This window comes from Solimonas variicoloris DSM 15731, from assembly GCF_000382285.1.
Lineage (GTDB): Bacteria > Pseudomonadota > Gammaproteobacteria > Nevskiales > Nevskiaceae > Solimonas > Solimonas variicoloris.
On sequence record NZ_KB907926.1, the window covers coordinates 444,584 to 462,066 of the forward strand.

A 17,483-nucleotide genomic window follows, 5' to 3' on the forward strand; every position below is an offset into this window, starting at 1 on the left:
GTCAGCGGATGCGGACGGCGGTGATGTCGCCCTCGGCGTTGAGCACGTACAGCAGGTCCTCGCCGGCCACCGGCGCGACGCGGATCGGGTCGCTGCCGGCGCGGATGCGCGCGACGAGGTGGCCGTCCTTGGGATCGAACCAGTGCAGGTAGCCCTTGTAGTCGCCGGCGACGACCCAGCCCTTGAACACGGCCGGCGCCGACAGCTGGCGGTACTTGAGGTCTTCGTTCTTCCACAGCGCCGCGCCGGTCGCAGGATCGAGGCCCCAGACGGTGCCGGCCTCGTCGGTGACGACCACTGCCGACTCGGTGCGCGCCATGCCGCTGTAGCTCTTCACCGAACGCCGCCACAGGATCTGGCCGGTGTCGTCGTCGAGGCAGGCGACTTCGCCGCCGAAGCTCGCCGCGTACAGCTCGCCGCCGTCGGACAGCAGCGGCGCGTCGATATCGGTGATGCGTTCGAGCTCGTTGCGGCCGGTCGGCGCGGCGACGACCTGCTCCCACAGCACCTGGCCGTCGGACGTGCGCAGCGCCAGCACGCGCCCGTTGTCGAGGCCGACATAGACGCGGCCGCCGAGCACCGCCGGCGGCGACAGGCCGCGCAGCGTCAGGTTCGGCACCGTGCGGTCAGCACTCCACAGCTCGGCACCGGACTGCGCGTCGAGGCCGTAGATCTTGCCGTCGCCGGTGCGCATGAAGACGCGGCTGCCATCGCTGGCCGGCGGCGACAGCGCCTCGCTCGACAGGCGGGTCGACCACAGCGCCGCGCCGTCGGCGCGCTTCACGGCGACGATCTCGCCGTCCATGGTGCCGGCCAGCACGGCTTCGCCGTTGACGGTCGGGCCGGAGATCACGCGCTTCTTCGTGGGCGCGCGCCAGATGCGGTGGCCGGTCTTCGGATCGAAAGCGTAGATGCGGCCCTTGACGTCGGCGGCGAACAGCGCGTCCGGCTCCAGCGCCAGCGTCAGCTCGCTGTAGAACTTGCCACCGCCGTTGCCGGCGGACGCGGTCCAGGCCTTGCCGAGCTGGACCTCCGGCTTGTCGATGTCCTGGAGCTCGGCCGGCTTGCGGACGTTCTTGCCCGAACAGGCCGCGACCGCGAGGGTCGCACCGATCAGCAGCGCAACGGCGAGCGGACGGCGCCGCAGGGCCGCCGTCACGACTGCACCGTGTCGGCGAGATCGTCGAGCTTGCGCTGCAGCAACTGCCGGCTCGGCTGATCTTCCGGCGTCGCCGCGTAGGCCTTCTCGTAGGCGCTGCGCGCCGCGCCACGATCGCCCTGCGCGAGCTTGATGTCGCCGCGCAGTTCGTCGAACAGCGGCGCGAACGCGCCGGTTTCGCCATCGAGCGTCTTCAGCGCGTCGTCGAGCTTGCCCTGCTGCCACTGCACGCGCGCGGCGCGCAGCTGCGCGACCTGGCGCAGGCCCTCGTCCTTGGCATGCTCGCGCACCCACTGCAGACGCGCGGTCGCATCGTCGAGCGCTTCGGTCTTGACCGCCTCGGCCGCCATGCGCAGCTGCGCGCCGGCCGCATAGGGGGTGCCGGCGTAGTCGGCGATGAGCTTGTCGGCGAGCGCCTTGGCGGCGTCGGACTTGCCGTCGCTCAGCGCCTGCTTGAGATCCTCGTACATCTGCGAGGCATCGGCGGCGCGCTGCTGCTGGTGGTTCTGCCAGCCTTCCCAGCCGAAGATCGCGCCCAGGCCGATCACCAGGCCGGCGGCGAGCGCCTTCCAGTTCTCCTTCCACCAGGTCTTGAGCTGTTCGGCTTGCGCTTCGTCGTCGTAATGCGTCGCCACGGATGGTTATCTCGGTTCAGATTGCTTCAGAAGACCGGCGAGACGGCTCGCCAGTTCCGGCCATGCCACAAATTCTGGCGCCGCGGGGGCGTCGCCGGCGCGCAAGGATTTTACTTGAACGGTCTGCGCCTCGACCTCGGACTCGCCGAGGATCAGCGCCAGCGCCGCCCCGCTGCGGTCGGCGCGCTTGAGCTGCGCGGCCAGCTTGCCACCGCCGGCATGCAGCACCAGACGCAGCCCCGGCAGCGCATCGCGCAACTGCTCGGCGAGGCGCCGCGCCGCGCGCTGCGCCGCTTCACCGAGCCAGCAGAAGTAGACGTGCGCATCGCCGCTCGCGGTCGGCACGCCGAGCGCCTTCTGCAGCAGCAGCAGCCGCTCGACGCCGCAGGCCCAGCCGACCGCCGGCGTCGGCGTGCCGCCGAGCTGCTCGACGAGACCGTCGTAGCGGCCGCCGGCGAGCACCGTGCCCTGTGCGCCGAGCTGGGTCGTGGTCCATTCGAACACGGTGCTCGTGTAGTAGTCGAGGCCGCGCACGAGGCGGCTGTTGACCGTGCAGGCGATGCCGAGGTCGGCCAGTCCCTGCTGCACCGCGTCGAAATGCGCGCGCGCCGCATCGTCGAAGCAATCGACGATCGCCGGTGCGCCGCGCAGGATCTCCTGGGTCTGCGGCGATTTCGAATCGAGCACGCGCAGCGGGTTGCTGTGCAGGCGGCGCTGCGAATCCGCATCGAGCCCGTCCTCGTGCCGCTGCAGGAACTCGATCAGCGCGGCGCGGTAGCGGGCGCGGACCTCGGCGCTGCCGAGCGAGTTCAGCTCCAGCGTCAGGCCGCTCAGGCCGAGTTCGCGCAGCAGGCGCGCCGACACCGCGATCGCCTCGAGATCGGCGTCGGCCGTGGCGATGCCGTAGCACTCCAGGCCGAGCTGATGGAACTGCCGGTAGCGTCCGGCCTGCGGGCGCTCGTGGCGGAACATCGGCCCGGCATACCAGAGACGCTGCTGCTGGTTGTGCAGCAGGCCGTGCTCGAGGCCGGCGCGCACGCAGGAGGCGGTGCCCTCGGGGCGCAGCGTCAGGCTGTCGCCTTCGCGGTCCTCGAAGGTGAACATCTCCTTCTCGACGATATCGGTGACTTCGCCGATCGAGCGCTTGAACAGGCCGGTGTGCTCGAGCAGCGGCAGGCGGATCTCGCCATAGCCGTAGCTCGCGAACACCTCGGCGGCGACGCGCTGCAGTTGCTGCCAGGCCGCGGCATCCGCGGGCAAAACGTCGTTGAATCCGCGAACGGACTGGAAAAGATTGGCCATGTGCTTAGGGTTGCGCCGTCTCGGCGCCGGATTCTGCGCGGGCGGCGGCGGCCTTCTCGGCCTGGCGCGCGGCGATCTTCTCGCGTACGAGCTTTTCGAGCACGTCGACCAGCTCGGCGTTGTGCGCCTTGTGCTGGATCTTGCCGTCGACGTAGATGGAATTCGGGTAGCCGCCGGCGACGCCGATCGCCGCCTCGCGCGCCTCGCCGGGGCCGTTGACGACGCAGCCGATCACCGCGACGTCGAGCGGTTCGTCGATCTCGTCGAAACGCGCTTCGAGTTCCTGCACGGCCTTGATGACGTCGAAGTTCTGCCGCGAGCAGGACGGGCACGCCACCAGATTGATGCCCCTGGAACGAAGATGCAGCGACTTCAGGATGTCCCAGCCGACCTTGACCTCTTCGACCGGATCGGCGGCGAGCGAGACGCGAATGGTGTCGCCGATGCCGTCGGCGAGCAGCATGCCGAGGCCGATCGCGCTCTTCACCGCGCCGGCGCGCTGGCCGCCCGCCTCGGTGATGCCAAGGTGCAGCGGCTGATCGATCAGCGTCGCCAGCTTGCGGTAGGCGAACACGGTCAGGAAGATTTCGCTGGCCTTCAGCGAGACCTTGAAGTCCTCGAAGTTGTGGCGCTTGAGAATCTCGATGTGGCGCAGCGCGCTTTCCACCAGCGCGTCGGCGTTCGGCTCGCCGTACTTTTCCTGCAACTCGGCTTCGAGCGAACCGGCGTTGACGCCGATGCGGATCGGGATGCCGTGGTGCTTGGCGCAGGCGACGACTTCCGACACTTTCCTGTCGTTGCCGATGTTGCCCGGATTGATGCGCAGGCAGTCGGCGCCGGCCTCGGCCGCGGCGATGCCGCACTTGTAGTTGAAGTGGATGTCGGCGACCAGCGGCACGTAGCCGACTTCCTTCTTGATCTTGGCGAAGGCCTCGGCGGCGGCCAGCGTCGGCACCGAGACGCGCACGATGTCGGCGCCGGCCTTCACCGCCGCGCGAATCTGCGCGACGGTCGCGGCGACGTCCTCGGTGTCGGTGTTGGTCATGGTCTGCACCGACACCGGCGCGCCGCCGCCGACCGCGACGCGGCCGACGCGGATCTGCCGCGATACGCGGCGCGTGATCTGGTGGTGGCTCGTCATTGCCATCGGCGGCTACCTCGAACGATTCAGGGCGACGGCGGCGGCAGCGTGACGCGCGCCGTCGCGTTGTCGCGGGTGTACGGCTTGAGGTCGACCGGCTTGCCGAGGTATTCGACGCTGACCACCGGCGCGGCGCCGATGAACAGCTCGAACGGCGGCTTGCCGCTCAGCTGGTGGCGTTCGCCGGCCGCGACCAGTCCGTTGAGCAGCGAGCGGCCATCGGCATCGCTGACGCGGATCCACGACTGGCCGCTGAAGCTCAGCCGCAGCGGCGCGGCGGTCGCCGCCGTGGCGACCGTCGGATTGGCGGCGGCCGGCGCCGGAGTGGCCGGCACGGCACCAGCGCCTGCGGCAGGCGCAGTGGCCTCCGGTGCCGGTGCAGCGGGTTCGACCGCCGGCGCCGGCGGCGCGACGATATCGCCGGCCGGTGCCGACGCGCCCTCGCCCGCCGGGCCGGACACCACCGGCTCCGTCACCGACGCTGCCGGAACCGTCACCGAAACGCCCGCCGGCGCGCTCTCGGACGAGTTCTGCATCTGGAAGACCGTCGGCACCGCTGTGGTCGCGCCGCGTACCCACCACAGGAATGCGCAGACCACGATCGCGACGATCACCGCCAGCGTGCCCATCGCCACCGGCAGCCGGCTGCTCGAACCCAGCTCGGTGCCGGAAGCCAGGCGCAGCTTGGCCGGCGGCTGCGGCGCCTTTTGCGTCACGCGCGCCGCGTAGGCGTCGATCAGCTTCTGCTCGTTGAGGTTCAGCACCTTCGCGCACTTGCGGTAGTAGCCGCGCACGTAGACCGGCTCGAGCAACGCGCCAAAATCGTCACGCTCCAGCGCCTCGACCGTCGCGCGCGCCAGCTTGGTGTGCGCGGCGAGATCGTCGACCGACAGGCGCCCCGCCTGACGCGCCTCGCGGATCATCGTGCCGGGGCTCTGGCCGAGGCTGGCCGGTGCAGGTTCGGGGGCGGCTGCGGCGGAAGTGTGTTCGGTCGTTTCTGTATTCATGGCTGCCAATCGGCGAACGTGGCGGCTTCTTTGGATTCGGGGAATTCCTGGACGATGCGGCGCGCGTAATCGCGCGCAGCGTCGCGATCGCCCAGCGCCATCTCGGTGCGCGCGGCGATGCTGAGCAGTTCGGGCGTGGCGCGCGACTTGAGGTCGTAGCGCTGCAGGAAGGCGCGCGTGCGCAGGAAATCCTGGCGCGCGAAGCTGAGGATCGCCATCTGCGCCAGCGCGTCGCGATCGTCCGGCTTCAGACGCAGGGCCTCGCGGAAGTCGCGCTCGGCCTGCTCGGGGTCGGTCTTCTTGATGCAGATGCCGGCATTGGTCCAGGCCTGCTCGGGCGCCGCGAAGCGCGGATCCTTGGCGACGTCCATGAAGTAGCGACGCGCCTCGTCGGGCTTGCCGCGCTCGCAGAGGAAGACCCCGAAATTGTTCTTCACCGTCGGGTCGCTGCCGTCGAGCGCCAGCGCCTTGCGGAACTCGCGCTCGGCGGCCTCGCGATCACCGCGGGTCTGGTAGATCACCGCGAGCGCCGAATGCGCCGGCGCATACTCGCTGTCCTGATCGGCGGCCTTGAGCAGCTTCTCGAGCGCCAGATCGTACTGGCCCTGGCGCGCGTAATTGACGCCGAGCTGGGTGTTGAGCTGCGCCGCGCCCCGCCGCTCCGCGCGCTCGGCCGGCGTCGCGCAAGCGGCGACCAGCAACAAGCCCGACAGCGCGAGCGCCAGCCGCTTCTTCATCGCGACGCGCCCCGTGCGCACAAGGCATCCGTCACGTCGCTCATAGCACCGTCACCGGAAGGCCGCGCAGACGGCACTTCTGTTTCGGCTGAGCCTGACCGACCCGCTGCCCGCAGGAAGACGCGAGCGCCCGAGCAGGGGCCCCGCGCAGCGGGGATGCGACCAGCGAGCGGCTTGGCGGCCTGCGGCTCATTGCACCGTCACCGGAATGCCGCGCAGGCGGTTCTTCTGCTTCGACTGCACCTTGCCGACCAGCTGTCCGCAGGCCGCGTCGATGTCGTCGCCGCGCGTCTTGCGCGTCGTCGCAAAGACTTTGCGATCGCGCAGGATCTTGGCGAACGCGGCGATCGCTTCCGGCTTGCTGCGCCGGTACGGCGCGCCCGGAAACGGGTTGAACGGAATCAGGTTGACCTTCGCCGACAGGCCGCCGAGCAGCTTGGCAAGCTCGCGCGCATGCTCCGGCTTGTCGTTGATGCCGTCGAGCATCACGTACTCGTAGACGATGTGCGTCTTGCGGTCCTTGCCGGCCGTGTAGCGGCGGCAGGCAGCGAGCAGTTCGGCGATCGGGTACTTGCGGTTGATCGGCACCAGCTCGTTGCGCAGCGCATCGTTCGGTGCGTGCAGCGAGACGGCCAGCGCGGTATCGACATCCTCGCGCAAGCGGTCCATGAACGGCACCAGCCCCGAGGTCGACACCGTGACGCGGCGCTTCGACAGGCCGAAGCCGAAATCGTCGAGCAGGATGCGGATCGCCGCCAGCACCGCGCCGTAATTGGCAAGCGGTTCGCCCATGCCCATGAAGACGATGTTCGAGATCACGCGCTCGTTCTGGAAATCGCCGCCGAGCGTACGGGCAGCGAACCAGACCTGGGCGATGATTTCCGCCGTCGTCATGTTGCGGTTGAGGCCCTGCTGCGCGGTCGAGCAGAACGAACAGTCCATCGCGCATCCGACCTGCGAGGAGATGCAGAGCGTGGCCCGGTTCTCCTCGGGGATGTAGACGGTCTCGATGGCGTTGCCGCCGTCGAGACGCAGCACCCACTTGCGGGTACCGTCCGCCGACACCTGCTCGGTGACGAGCTCCGGCGTGCGGATCACGAAGTGCTGCGCGAGCTTGACGCGCAGCTCCTTCGAGATGTTGCTCATCTCATCGAACGAATCCTTACCGCGCCGATAGATCCACTGCATGATCTGGTCGGCGCGGTACGGCTTCTCGCCCATCTCCGCGAAGCGCGCGCGCAGCTGCTCCCGATCCAGCCCGAACAGATTGATCGGGGCGGCGGTCGCGAGGCTGGCGGCGCTGGCGGACATCGGCGGATGCGCCCTTAGCGGGTGCGCGGGCAGATCTCGGTGGCCCGGAAGAAGTAGGCGATCTCGTTCTGCGCGTTCTCGAGGCTGTCCGAGCCGTGGCAGGCGTTCTCGTCGATCGAATCGGCGAAATCGGCGCGAATCGTGCCGGGAGCGGCCTTCTTCGGGTCGGTGGCGCCCATGATGTCGCGGTGCTTGGCCACCGCGTCCTCGCCCTCGAGCACCGACACCACGACCGGGCCACTGATCATGAACTTGACCAGATCACCGAAGAACGGGCGCGCCTTGTGCACGGCGTAGAAGCCTTCGGCCTCGGCCTGCGTCAGGTGCACCATGCGCGTGGCGACGATCTTCAGGCCGGCGTTCTCGAAGCGCTCGAAGATCTTGCCGATCACGTTCTTGGACACGGCATCCGGCTTGAGGATCGAGAGGGTACGTTCAACCGACACGGTGAAACTCCTTGAAAACTGAAGGGGAAATAGCGAAAGGGCCGCGAATGGCCCAGTACGTTTACTGAGAAATCAAGGAATTATAGCCGCCGCTGCTGCGGCGCGGCAATGAATCCTGCGGCGTGCGCCGCGCTGGCCCTCAGACGGCGAAGCTCTCGCCGCAGCCGCACTGTGCCTTGACGTTGGGATTGAGGAACTTGAACGACTCGTTCAGGCCCTGCTTCTGGAAATCCAGCGTCATGCCCTCGAGCATCGGCAGGTGATCGGGCTTGACGACCAGCTTCGCGCCGTGCTGCTCGAAGACCAGATCGTCGGCGCCGATGGCGTCAGCGTAATCCATCGTGTACGCATAGCCGGAACAGCCGGACTTGCGCACGCCGACGCGCAGGCCGAGCCCGCCGCCGCGCTTGTCGATCTGCTGCTGGATGCGCCGGGCGGCGCTTTCGGTCAACTGGATGTTCATGCCTGCTTGCTCATCTGCTGCTGCAGGGCGCGGAGGACGTCCTCGCCCATGAGGGCACAATGGGCCTTGTCCTCAGGGATTTCAAGGGCGTCGCGGATCGCGCCGGCGTCGATCGCCGCCAGTCGCGTCAGCGGCTGCCCTTCCAGCTGTTCGGCGAGCCACTCGCCGACCGCGATCGCGGTCGGACAGCCGTAGGCCTGGAAACGCACCCGCGCCACCGTCGTTCCGTCCAGTCCGAGCTGCAGGCGCAGAACCGAATGCGCCGCCGGACTGCCGGCCTGCGCCTCGAGCAGGCGTCCGCCGTCCGGCAACCGGCCGCCGTGCCGCGGCGCGCGAAAGCGCGCCCAGATCGGTTCACGATAGGCGTAGACATTCTCTTGCGGATTCATGCTTCTCTCCAGAGCGGGGACAGCTCGCGCAGGAAGCGCACCGCTTCGATGATCTGCGCGGCCGCCCGGTCGATCTGCGCTTCAGTGCTGTAGCGGCCGAGCGACAGGCGCAGCGAGGAACCGGCGAGCTCGTCGTCACGGCCCAGCGCGCGCAGCACGTACGAAGGCTCGCGCGTCGCCGAAGAACAGGCCGAGCCGCTCGATACCATCAGCTCCGGCAGCATCGCGCGCAGCGACTCGCCCTCGGCGCCCGCGAAACTGACGTTGAGGATGCCCGGCGCGCGCGCCTCGACCGGCCCATTCAGATAGATCTTCGGCAGCACCTGCAGCGCCTGCCACAGGCGCTCACGCAGGCCACGCAGGCGCAGCGCCTCGTCGCCGAGGCCGGCCGCCGCCAGCACGCAGGCCTCGCCGAAGCCGACGATCTGGTGCGTCGCCAGCGTGCCGGAGCGCATACCCTGCTCGTGGCCGCCGCCGTGGATCTGCGGTGCCAGCCGCGCGCGGGGCCGCTTGCGCACGAACAGCGCGCCGACGCCCTTCGGCCCGTAGAGCTTGTGCGCCGACAGTGACAGCAGGTCGATCGGCACCTGCGCGAGATCGATCGGCAACTTGCCGGCCGCCTGCACGGCATCGACGTGAAACAGGATGCCGCGCTCGCGCAGCTGCGGCGCCAACGCTTCGACCGGATTGATGGCGCCGGTCTCGTTGTTGACCCACATCAGCGAGACCAGCGCCGTGTCCGGCTGCAGCGCCGCCAGCACCTGCCCGGCGGCAACGATGCCGTCGGCCTGCGGCGTCAGGTAGCTGACGCGCACCCCCTGGGTTTCCAGATAACGGCAGGTATCGAGCACCGCCTTGTGCTCGACGCGGCTGGTGACGATGTGCGCGCCCTTCAGGCCGCGGAACTCCAGCGCGCCCTTGAGCGCAAGGTTGTTCGACTCGGTCGCACCGGAAGTCCAGACGATTTCGTCGGCGCCGGCACCGAGCAGCGCCGCCACTTGCGCGCGCGCGCGCTCGACGGCGGCGCGCGCCTTGCGGCCGAGCGCGTGGTCGGACGCGGGATTGCCGAAGTGCGAGTCGGCGTCGAGCCAGGGCAGCATGGCGTCGCGCACGCGCGGATCGAGCGGCGTGGTCGCCGCGTGGTCAAGGTAGATCACAGCCATTCAGTCATAGTGATAGCGGCAGGCGATGACCACCAGTTCATTGCCTTCGACGGCATAGACCAGCCGGTTCGTGTCATCGATCCGACGTGACCAGAATCCCGAGAGGTTCTCCCGCAGCGCCTCAGGCTTGCCCAACCCAGCAAACGGCTCGCGCATCGCGTCCTGCAACAGCAGATTGATCCGTCTCAGCGTCTTGCGGTCCTGCGATTGCCACCAGACATAATCACTCCACGCCGCCGGCGTCCACACCAGCCGCTCAGGCATCCGTCAGCTTCCGTTGCCGGACCTTGCCCCGGCGATACTGCTCGATCGACTTTGCCAAGTGCGCGGCATTGGCCGGCACCTTCAGCAGATGTACGGTTTCCATCATGCTGTTGAAAGTATCAAGCGACATGAGAACGGCGTCGGGCGCATCGCGGCGCGCAATAACGGCGTAGTCGGCATCCTCGACGACCCCGTCGATCACCGACTTCAGATTGCTTCGCACTTCCGAGAAATTGAATACACGCATCGCACTTGTCCTGTTTACGGTACAAGTCTATCAGGGCGCTGCCTCGCAGTCGATCTTCGGAGCAAATGCCCCCAGCACCGCCAGAAACCGGTCGACTTCATCCTCCGTGTTGTCCTTGCCGAGGCTTACGCGAACCGCGCCCTTGGCCAGCTCGCGCTCGATGCCCATGCCGAGCAGCACATGGCTCGGCTCGCCGCGGCCCGACGCGCAGGCCGAGCCGCTCGACACCGCGAAGCCGTGGCGGTCGAGCTGCATCAGCAGCGCCTCGCCCTCATAGCCGGCCAGCGCGAACTGCACGGTGTTCGGCAGGCGCTCGACGCCCTCACCGAAGACGTGCACGCCGGGCAGACGCTGCAGACCCGCTTCGAGGCGGTCGCGCAGACCGCGTATATAGGCGATGCGCGCGTCGAGCTCGCCCGCGGCCAGCTCCGCGGCCGCACCGAAACCGACGATCGCAGCGACGTTCTCGGTGCCGCCGCGCAGGCCGCGCTCCTGCCAGCCCCCGTGGTGCAAGGGCGACAGCTCGACCTCGGACCGCAACACCAGTGCGCCGATGCCTTTGGGCCCGTAGAGCTTGTGGCTCGACAGACTCATCAGATCCGCCTGCAGCGCGACGAAATCGACCGGAATCTTGCCCGCCGCTTGCACCGCGTCGACGTGCAACCAGGCTCCCGCCGCATGCACGAGCGCCGCCGCACGCGGGATGTCCTGGAGCACGCCGGTTTCGTTGTTGGCACGCATCAGCGACACCAGCCGCACCGGCGCTTCGGCGAGCTGCCGCTCGAAAGCCGGCCAGTCGATCAGCCCCACCTCGCCCATCGCGATCACGCCGACCGGCCAACCGCGTGCGCGCAGCGCTTCGGCGGTCTCCAGCACTGCGGGATGCTCGGTCGCACCGTAAAGCAGGCGCGCGCCCGGAAAAGCCTCGGCGATACCCTTGAGCGCCAGGTTGTTCGCTTCGGTGCCGCCGGAGGTCCAGACGATCTCGCGCGGCTGGCAGTTCACCAGCGCGGCGACCTGTTCGCGGGCGCGCTCGATCGCGTCGCGCGCGGCGCGACCGTAGCGATGCAGCGAGGACGCGTTGCCGTAGGGACCCGACAGGTACGGCAGCATCGCCTCAAGCACGCGCGGATCGAGACGCGTCGTCGCGTTGTGATCGAAGTAAACGGGCATACGCCACCCGTCCGGTCAGTAGGCCGGCTGCTGGTGCCAGGCCCAGGCGTCTTCGACGATCTGGCGGATGTCGGCACGACGCGGCCGCCAGCCGAGCACCTTGCGCGCCTTGTCGCTGCTTGCCACGAGCATCGCCGGATCGCCGGCACGACGCGGCCCATGCGGAATGTCGAGCGAGCGGCCAACCACGTCCTCGGCGGCGCGCAGCACCTCGAGCACCGTGTAACCATCGCCGTTGCCGAGATTGAAACGATGAAAGCCCGGTTGAACGTGGCTATATTCGAGCGCCAGCAGGTGCGCGTCGGCGAGATCACAGACGTGGACATAGTCGCGTACACAGGTGCCGTCGCGCGTCGCGTAATCCGTGCCGAAGACTTTCACGTCGAGCGCTTCGCCGGCGGCGCGACGGAGCAGCCTCGGGATCAGGTGCGTCTCCGGCTCGTGCTTCTCGCCGATGAGCCGCGAATCGCAGGCGCCCGCGGCATTGAAATAGCGCAGCGCGGTTGCCCGCAAGCCATAGGCGCGGGCCGCGTCGTCGAGCATCAGCTCGACCGCCAGCTTCGAGTTGCCGTAGGGATTGATCGGACGGCACGGATGCTGCTCGTCGATCAGCGCCGTCTCCGGCTCGCCAAAAACGGCGGCCGTCGACGAGAAAACGAACTGCGACACGCCGTTGTCGTGCATCGCCTGCAGCAAGGAAAGGGTCGCGCTGACGTTGTTGGCGTAGTAGCGGTAGGGATCGGTCATCGACTCGCCGACCAGCGAACTGGCCGCGAAATGCATCACGACCTCGATCCGGTGCTGGCGCAGCGTCTGCGCCACCGCCCCCCCGTCGCCGAGCGAAGCCTCGACCAGCTCACCCCACTGCACCGCGCTGCGATGACCGGTCGAAAGATTATCGAGAACAACCACATGGTGGCCGGCTTCGGCCAGCCGCTTGCACATGTGCGAGCCGATGTAGCCGGCGCCGCCCACTACGAGCACATTCATTGAATGCCTACCCCTGATTGCGATGACGGTTGCCGGCGAGCGAATCCAGCGCCGGCGTAGTCTCGACGCAAAAATCGGGCAACTCCAGCTTGGACAGCTGCAGCTCCGGCATACGCGAATCTACCTCATGCAGCAGGCGGCAGACCTTGACGAGCTGCTCGTCGAGCTGCTGGATGTGATCGAACATCGTCGACATCGCATTAGCCACCGGATCCGGCATGTCCTTCGAAAGCCCGTAGGCATCGAAGCCCATCTTCTTGGCGATCGCCGCGACCGCCGCCGACGGCTCGGCCGGCTCGCGCACGACACGCGCCGGGATGCCGACGACGGTGGCGCCCGGCGGCACTTCCCGGACCACGACCGAATTCGACCCGACACGGGCACCCTCGCCCACGGTGAACGGGCCGAGGATCTTCGCGCCGGCACCGACGACGACACGGTTCGCCAGCGTTGGGTGCCGCTTGCCCTTGTTCCAGCTGGTGCCGCCGAGCGTGACGCCGTGGTACATCGTGACGTCGTCGCCGATCTCTGCCGTTTCGCCGATCACCACGCCCATGCCGTGGTCGATGAAGAAGCGTCGGCCGATGCGCGCGCCGGGATGAATCTCGATGCCCGTGAACCAGCGCGCGAGGTTCGAGTTGACGCGCGCCAGCCACTGGAGGCCATGCGTCCACAGCCAGTGGCTGAGCCGGTGCGCCCAGATCGCATGCAGGCCGGGGTAGCAGGTCAGCACCTCCCAGGTGTTGCGGGCGGCGGGATCGCGGTCGAAAACGCTGGCGATGTCTTCTTGGATGCGGGCGAACATGGCGGTGGCGAATCTAGGAGTGGCTGGCGCCGGGCGTCATTCTAGACCAATCCGGTCCTGTTTCGATTCGTCCTCGTCGCCGCCGTGCAGCGTCGCCGCCTCGCCGGGGATCGGCATCCGCCGCCGCTTCGGCTTTTCGATCGACGTCAGGATGCCGCGCAGGATGTTGAGCTCGTTGCGATCGGGTGAGGCCCGGTTGAACAGCTGGCGCAGGCGCCGCATCAGCAGACGCGGATTGGCCGGATCGAGAAAGCCGGTCGACATCAGCACACGCTCGAAGTGCCCGTAGAACAGCTCCATTTCCTCGGTCGACGGCGGCGCGTACCAGTCAAGGCCGCGCTTGCCGGACACCGCCGGGATCTCGCTCAGCGCAGCGCGGCGCAGCTCGTACGCCAGCACCTGCACCGCCTGGGACAGATTCAGCGAGCTGTAGCCGGGATTGGCCGGGATCATCGTCGCTGCGTGACAGGAATCGAGTTCCTCGTTGGTCAGCCCCGTGCGCTCGCAGCCGAAGACGATCGCCACCTTGGCGCCGGCCGCCGTCGCCACCGCACGGGCTGCCGCGTCCCAGGGCCGCATCGGCTCGTCGCCGAGGTGCCGCGGCCGCGCGGAACTGGCGACGACCCAGGCGCAGTCGGCAACGGCCTCCGGCAGGCTGCCGACCACCCGCGCCGCCTCGACGACGCCCTCGGCGTGCGCCGCCGTCATGCGCGCCTGCGGGTGCGGAAAGCGGGACGGATTGACGAGGACCAGATCGCGCAGGCCCATGGTCAGCATGGCGCGCGCGGTCGAGCCGATGTTGCCCGGGTGCTGGGTATTGACCAGGACGACCCGGATGTTGTCGAGCGGCGAATCGGAAGATGCGGAAGTCATGCGTGATATTCTACGCGGCCTCCCTTCGCTCCTTTTCAGCCCGGCCCGCCATGCACCCGCTGGTCAATATTGCTGTTTCGGCCGCCCGTTCGGCCGGTAATTTCATCATGCGCAGCTACGAGCGCCGCGATCAGCTGCTGGTCGAGCGCAAGAGCCGCAATGACTTCGTCACCCAGGTCGACCGCGGCGCCGAGCAGGAAATCATCCGCCTGATCCGCAAGGCCTACCCGCATCACGCGATCCTGGCCGAGGAAAGCGGCGAGAGCGCCGGCAGCAGCGGCGACAGCGACGTCACCTGGATCATCGACCCGCTCGATGGCACGACCAACTTCCTGCACGGCATTCCGCATTTCGCGGTGTCGATCGGCATCCAGGTGCGCGGCAAGCTCGAACACGGCGTGATCTACGCGCCGTGCACGCAGGATCTCTACTGCGCAACGAACGGCAGCGGCGCGACGCTCAACAACCGCCGCATCCGCGTCAGCGGTTGCAAGGACATCAGCCAGGCGCTGATCGGCACCGGCATCCCGCTGCGCGAGGAATACCTCGACCGTTATCTGCCGCAGCTGCGCAGCGTGGCGGCCGAGACCGCCGGCCTGCGCCGCGCCGGCTCGGCGGCGCTGGACCTCGCCTACGTCGCCGCCGGACGCCTCGAAGGCTTCTGGGAGTTCAATCTCAAGCCCTGGGACATCGCGGCCGGCGTGGTCATGGTGCAGGAGGCCGGCGGCATCGTGCGGCCGCTGGGCGGCAGCGCCGACGTGCTCGCCGACGGCCATGTGCTCGCCACTACCTTGAAGCTCGGCGACGAGCTGACGCGCCTGCTGAGCTGAGGCGAGCGCGCGGCCCTGCTGCGTCTGGCCGCGCCGCCGCGCGCGCGGATCCGTCTTCCCGAGCTCTTCCGATCTCAGCCGCCACCCGTCATTCGCCATGCTCAGCCGCCTGATGCCTCGCGAGGGCAAGTTTTTCGAGCTCTTCAATCAGCACGCGCAGCTGGTCGTGCAAGGCGCCGAGCACTTGCTGAAGCTGCTGCAGGCGCTCGACGCGCAGCCGGACGCCGCGCGCCTGCTCGCCGCCGAGATCGACGCCATCGAGGACCGTGCCGACAAGGTCACGCACCAGACCATCGCGCTGCTGCATTCGACCTTCATCACGCCGCTGGACCGCGACGAGATTCACCAGCTGATCGCGCGGCTCGACGATGTGATCGACGTGATCCAGGGCTGCGCGCAGATGATCGAGACCTACGATCTGCGCACGGCCACGCCGGAGGCCGTGCGCTTCGCCCAGATCATCCACGCGTGCACGGACAAGGTGGCGCAGGCGGTCGGCCTGCTCGCCGACATGGACAATGCGCCGCGCATCATGACCGCGATCCGCGAGATCGGCTCGCTCGAAGGCCAGGCCGACGATCTGCTGCGGCAATCGCTCTCGAAGATCTTCCGCGAGGAGCCGGACGTGCGCCAGCTGATCAAGCTCAAGGAGTTCTACGAAATGCTGGAGCTGGTCACCGACCACTGCGACGACGTCGGCAACCACCTCGAAGCGATCGTGCTCGAAAACTCCTGAGGGCTCCGCCGTGGATCACATGACCCTGTCGGTCATCGTTTTCCTGATCGCGCTCGCGCTCGCCTTCGACTTCATCAACGGCTTTCACGACGCCGCCAACTCGATCGCGACCGTGGTCTCGACCGGCGTGCTGAAGCCGCAGATCGCCGTCTTCTTCGCCGCCGGATTCAACTTTCTCGCCTACTTCCTGTTCCCGCTGAAAGTCGCTGCCACGATCGGCAAGGGCACGATCGACCCGGCATTGATCGACTACTACGTGATCTTCGGCGCGCTGGCTGGCGCCATCGCCTGGAATCTCATCACCTGGTACTCCGGCCTGCCGTCCAGTTCCTCGCACGCGCTGATCGGCGGACTGGTCGGCGCGGGACTCTGCAAGGGCGGCACCTCGGCGCTGATCTGGCCGGGCCTGCTCAAGACCGTCGCCTTCATCGTCATCTCGCCGCTGCTCGGCTTCGTGCTGGGCTCGCTGCTGATGCTCGCGGTCAGCTGGATCTTCTTCCGTGTCTCGCCACGACGCGTCGACACGGTGTTCCGCCGGCTGCAACTGCTGTCCACCTCGCTCTACAGCCTGGGCCACGGCGGCAACGACGCGCAGAAGACGGCCGGCATCATCTGGATGCTGCTGATCGCCACCACGGCCGCCCATCCGGAACTGCTGCCGCACTGGATGCACGCCCATGCCGATCACCTGCCCGGCTGGATCGTCGCGGCCTGCTACGTCACGATCGGCGCCGGCACCATGTTCGGCGGCTGGCGCATCGTCAAGACCATGGGCCAGAAAATCACCAAGCTGAAACCGGTCGGCGGCTTCTGCGCGGAAACCGGCGGCGCCATGACCCTGTTCTTCGCCTCCGCACTCGGCGTCCCCGTCTCCACCACGCACACCATCACCGGCGCGATCATGGGCGTCGGCGCCACCCGGAAAGTCTCCGCCGTGCGCTGGGGCGTGGCCGGCTCGATCGTCTGGGCCTGGGTGCTGACGATTCCGGCGAGCGCGCTGATCGCCGCGCTGGCATGGTGGGCCGGCCAGCTCGTGCTATAAGGCGAAGCGCGCTGCAGCCCTTTAGTGCAGACGATGCCAGAGCGCACACAGGGCCGCGCACCCTTACTGGTTCTGCTTTACCGCCCCACGATGCCCAACGTCATCCCTTGCCTTCGCTCTGCTACCACGCCGCGTAGGCCCCTTTTTTGCTTTCCGTGTGAAAAGAACGCCCCCGATTTGGGCTTATCCCGAAAGCGGAAAATCGCGCACACTTTTCAGAAATTCTGCCGCCATGCAGGCTCCCAAGTCGGCTAACCTATTCAGACAGTTTCTATTCTGCGGATCCCATGCCGACTCTCAAACCGCTTCAACGCATCACCATCGGAACCATGCGAGTGATGCGGGAAACGCGAAACACAGATCCGAAACTGAAGTGCTATTCCGGCAGGGCGTCAAATCACGAAGCGAAGCTGCTCGATTCAAGCCGAGATCTCTAGACGTCGGCTGCGACCGAAAGCTGTGGCAACTCGAAGCAGCTTTGCTCCACATGCCGAACCGGTATGAGGCGACCTCGGCACCCATCCCCGATCTGAAATTAAACAATGCACATCGATTGGCTTTATTCCGTACTCGCCGCCGCAAAAGAACTGCCAATACGGATTCTCCGCCCATCGCTGAACGACGCTCTCGTCGCTCTCGCCAAAGGCGTGCTTGAGGTACAGCAGCCCGACCATCAGCCGGATCGGCAGGCGTGGGCGACCTGCTGCGCTGGTGCCTGCGCCCACCACCTGCAAGCTCGGGCCGAACAGATCCAGGCCTTCGATCGGGCG

Annotated in this window: 20 protein-coding genes and 1 pseudogene; 3 read left to right on the forward strand and 18 right to left on the reverse strand. The window is 67.8% G+C overall.

Annotated features, from left to right (window positions below; all coding sequences use genetic code 11):
- Position 1 precedes the first annotated feature (1 nt).
- The 17 genes from bamB to H149_RS0104670 all read right to left on the reverse strand — a co-directional run bounded on the left by bamB (position 2) and on the right by H149_RS0104670 (position 14,105).
- On the reverse strand, positions 2 to 1,159 hold the full coding sequence (bamB, locus tag H149_RS0104585; protein WP_020648563.1) for an outer membrane protein assembly factor BamB: 1,158 nt from the start codon (positions 1,157 to 1,159) through the stop codon (positions 2 to 4).
- On the reverse strand, positions 1,156 to 1,794 hold the full coding sequence (locus tag H149_RS0104590) for a YfgM family protein (RefSeq protein ID WP_020648564.1): 639 nt from the start codon (positions 1,792 to 1,794) through the stop codon (positions 1,156 to 1,158). The genes bamB and H149_RS0104590 overlap by 4 nt, the downstream gene beginning before the upstream one ends.
- Before the next feature lie 6 nt (positions 1,795 to 1,800).
- Positions 1,801 to 3,096 (reverse strand): histidine--tRNA ligase, encoded by a 1,296-nt coding sequence (hisS, locus tag H149_RS0104595; RefSeq protein ID WP_020648565.1) that lies wholly within the window; start codon positions 3,094 to 3,096, stop codon positions 1,801 to 1,803.
- Between the two features lie 4 nt (positions 3,097 to 3,100).
- Positions 3,101 to 4,237, reverse strand: coding sequence for a flavodoxin-dependent (E)-4-hydroxy-3-methylbut-2-enyl-diphosphate synthase (gene ispG, locus H149_RS0104600; protein WP_020648566.1), 1,137 nt, complete (start codon positions 4,235 to 4,237; stop codon positions 3,101 to 3,103).
- Positions 4,238 to 4,263: 26 nt separating this feature from the next.
- On the reverse strand, positions 4,264 to 5,244 hold the full coding sequence (locus tag H149_RS21975; protein WP_083930806.1) for a RodZ domain-containing protein: 981 nt from the start codon (positions 5,242 to 5,244) through the stop codon (positions 4,264 to 4,266).
- Positions 5,241 to 5,981 carry a type IV pilus biogenesis/stability protein PilW gene (gene pilW / locus H149_RS0104610; RefSeq protein WP_020648568.1) on the reverse strand — a complete coding sequence of 247 codons (741 nt, stop codon included), beginning with the start codon at positions 5,979 to 5,981 and terminating at the stop codon, positions 5,241 to 5,243. The genes H149_RS21975 and pilW overlap by 4 nt, the downstream gene beginning before the upstream one ends.
- Before the next feature lie 189 nt (positions 5,982 to 6,170).
- Positions 6,171 to 7,292 carry a dual-specificity RNA methyltransferase RlmN gene (rlmN, locus tag H149_RS0104620; protein WP_020648569.1) on the reverse strand — a complete coding sequence of 374 codons (1,122 nt, stop codon included), beginning with the start codon at positions 7,290 to 7,292 and terminating at the stop codon, positions 6,171 to 6,173.
- A 14-nt stretch (positions 7,293 to 7,306) separates the two neighbouring features.
- Positions 7,307 to 7,738, reverse strand: a complete 432-nt coding sequence (gene ndk / locus H149_RS0104625) for a nucleoside-diphosphate kinase (RefSeq protein ID WP_020648570.1) — start codon at positions 7,736 to 7,738, stop codon at positions 7,307 to 7,309.
- A 139-nt stretch (positions 7,739 to 7,877) separates the two neighbouring features.
- On the reverse strand, positions 7,878 to 8,201 hold the full coding sequence (locus H149_RS0104630; protein ID WP_020648571.1) for a HesB/IscA family protein: 324 nt from the start codon (positions 8,199 to 8,201) through the stop codon (positions 7,878 to 7,880).
- Entirely contained in the window at positions 8,198 to 8,590 is a 393-nt protein-coding gene (locus H149_RS0104635) for an iron-sulfur cluster assembly scaffold protein (RefSeq protein ID WP_020648572.1), read from the reverse strand. The genes H149_RS0104630 and H149_RS0104635 overlap by 4 nt, the downstream gene beginning before the upstream one ends.
- Positions 8,587 to 9,753, reverse strand: a complete 1,167-nt coding sequence (locus H149_RS0104640; protein WP_020648573.1) for an aminotransferase class V-fold PLP-dependent enzyme — start codon at positions 9,751 to 9,753, stop codon at positions 8,587 to 8,589. The genes H149_RS0104635 and H149_RS0104640 overlap by 4 nt, the downstream gene beginning before the upstream one ends.
- Positions 9,754 to 10,017, reverse strand: a complete 264-nt coding sequence (locus H149_RS19710; protein ID WP_020648574.1) for a Txe/YoeB family addiction module toxin — start codon at positions 10,015 to 10,017, stop codon at positions 9,754 to 9,756.
- On the reverse strand, positions 10,010 to 10,264 hold the full coding sequence (locus tag H149_RS0104650) for a type II toxin-antitoxin system Phd/YefM family antitoxin (RefSeq protein ID WP_020648575.1): 255 nt from the start codon (positions 10,262 to 10,264) through the stop codon (positions 10,010 to 10,012). Before H149_RS0104650 ends, H149_RS19710 begins: the two co-directional genes overlap by 8 nt.
- Positions 10,265 to 10,294: 30 nt before the next feature.
- Complete coding sequence (locus tag H149_RS0104655) at positions 10,295 to 11,437, reverse strand: cysteine desulfurase family protein (RefSeq protein ID WP_020648576.1); 1,143 nt, start codon at positions 11,435 to 11,437, stop codon at positions 10,295 to 10,297.
- Between the two features lie 15 nt (positions 11,438 to 11,452).
- Positions 11,453 to 12,427, reverse strand: coding sequence for a UDP-glucose 4-epimerase GalE (galE, locus tag H149_RS0104660; protein ID WP_154654630.1), 975 nt, complete (start codon positions 12,425 to 12,427; stop codon positions 11,453 to 11,455).
- 7 nt (positions 12,428 to 12,434) lie between these two features.
- Positions 12,435 to 13,232 (reverse strand): serine O-acetyltransferase, encoded by a 798-nt coding sequence (gene cysE, locus H149_RS0104665; RefSeq protein ID WP_020648578.1) that lies wholly within the window; start codon positions 13,230 to 13,232, stop codon positions 12,435 to 12,437.
- A 36-nt stretch (positions 13,233 to 13,268) separates the two neighbouring features.
- The gene (locus H149_RS0104670) at positions 13,269 to 14,105 is read right to left on the reverse strand and encodes an RNA methyltransferase (protein WP_020648579.1); all 837 of its coding nucleotides are present in this window, start codon (positions 14,103 to 14,105) and stop codon (positions 13,269 to 13,271) included.
- A gap of 50 nt (positions 14,106 to 14,155) precedes the next feature.
- Between H149_RS0104670 and H149_RS0104675 the strand changes: the two genes are divergently transcribed.
- From H149_RS0104675 to H149_RS0104685, 3 genes are all read left to right on the forward strand, one after another.
- On the forward strand, positions 14,156 to 14,935 hold the full coding sequence (locus tag H149_RS0104675) for an inositol monophosphatase family protein (RefSeq protein WP_020648580.1): 780 nt from the start codon (positions 14,156 to 14,158) through the stop codon (positions 14,933 to 14,935).
- 97 nt (positions 14,936 to 15,032) lie between these two features.
- Positions 15,033 to 15,671 carry a DUF47 domain-containing protein gene (locus H149_RS0104680; protein WP_020648581.1) on the forward strand — a complete coding sequence of 213 codons (639 nt, stop codon included), beginning with the start codon at positions 15,033 to 15,035 and terminating at the stop codon, positions 15,669 to 15,671.
- 19 nt (positions 15,672 to 15,690) lie between these two features.
- A complete protein-coding gene (locus H149_RS0104685) occupies positions 15,691 to 16,713 on the forward strand; it encodes an inorganic phosphate transporter (RefSeq protein ID WP_020648582.1) in 1,023 nt (340 codons plus the stop codon).
- Between the two features lie 566 nt (positions 16,714 to 17,279).
- Here the strand turns inward: H149_RS0104685 and H149_RS23925 are convergent.
- Positions 17,280 to 17,483: pseudogene (locus tag H149_RS23925) on the reverse strand (transposase); the annotation flags it as partial.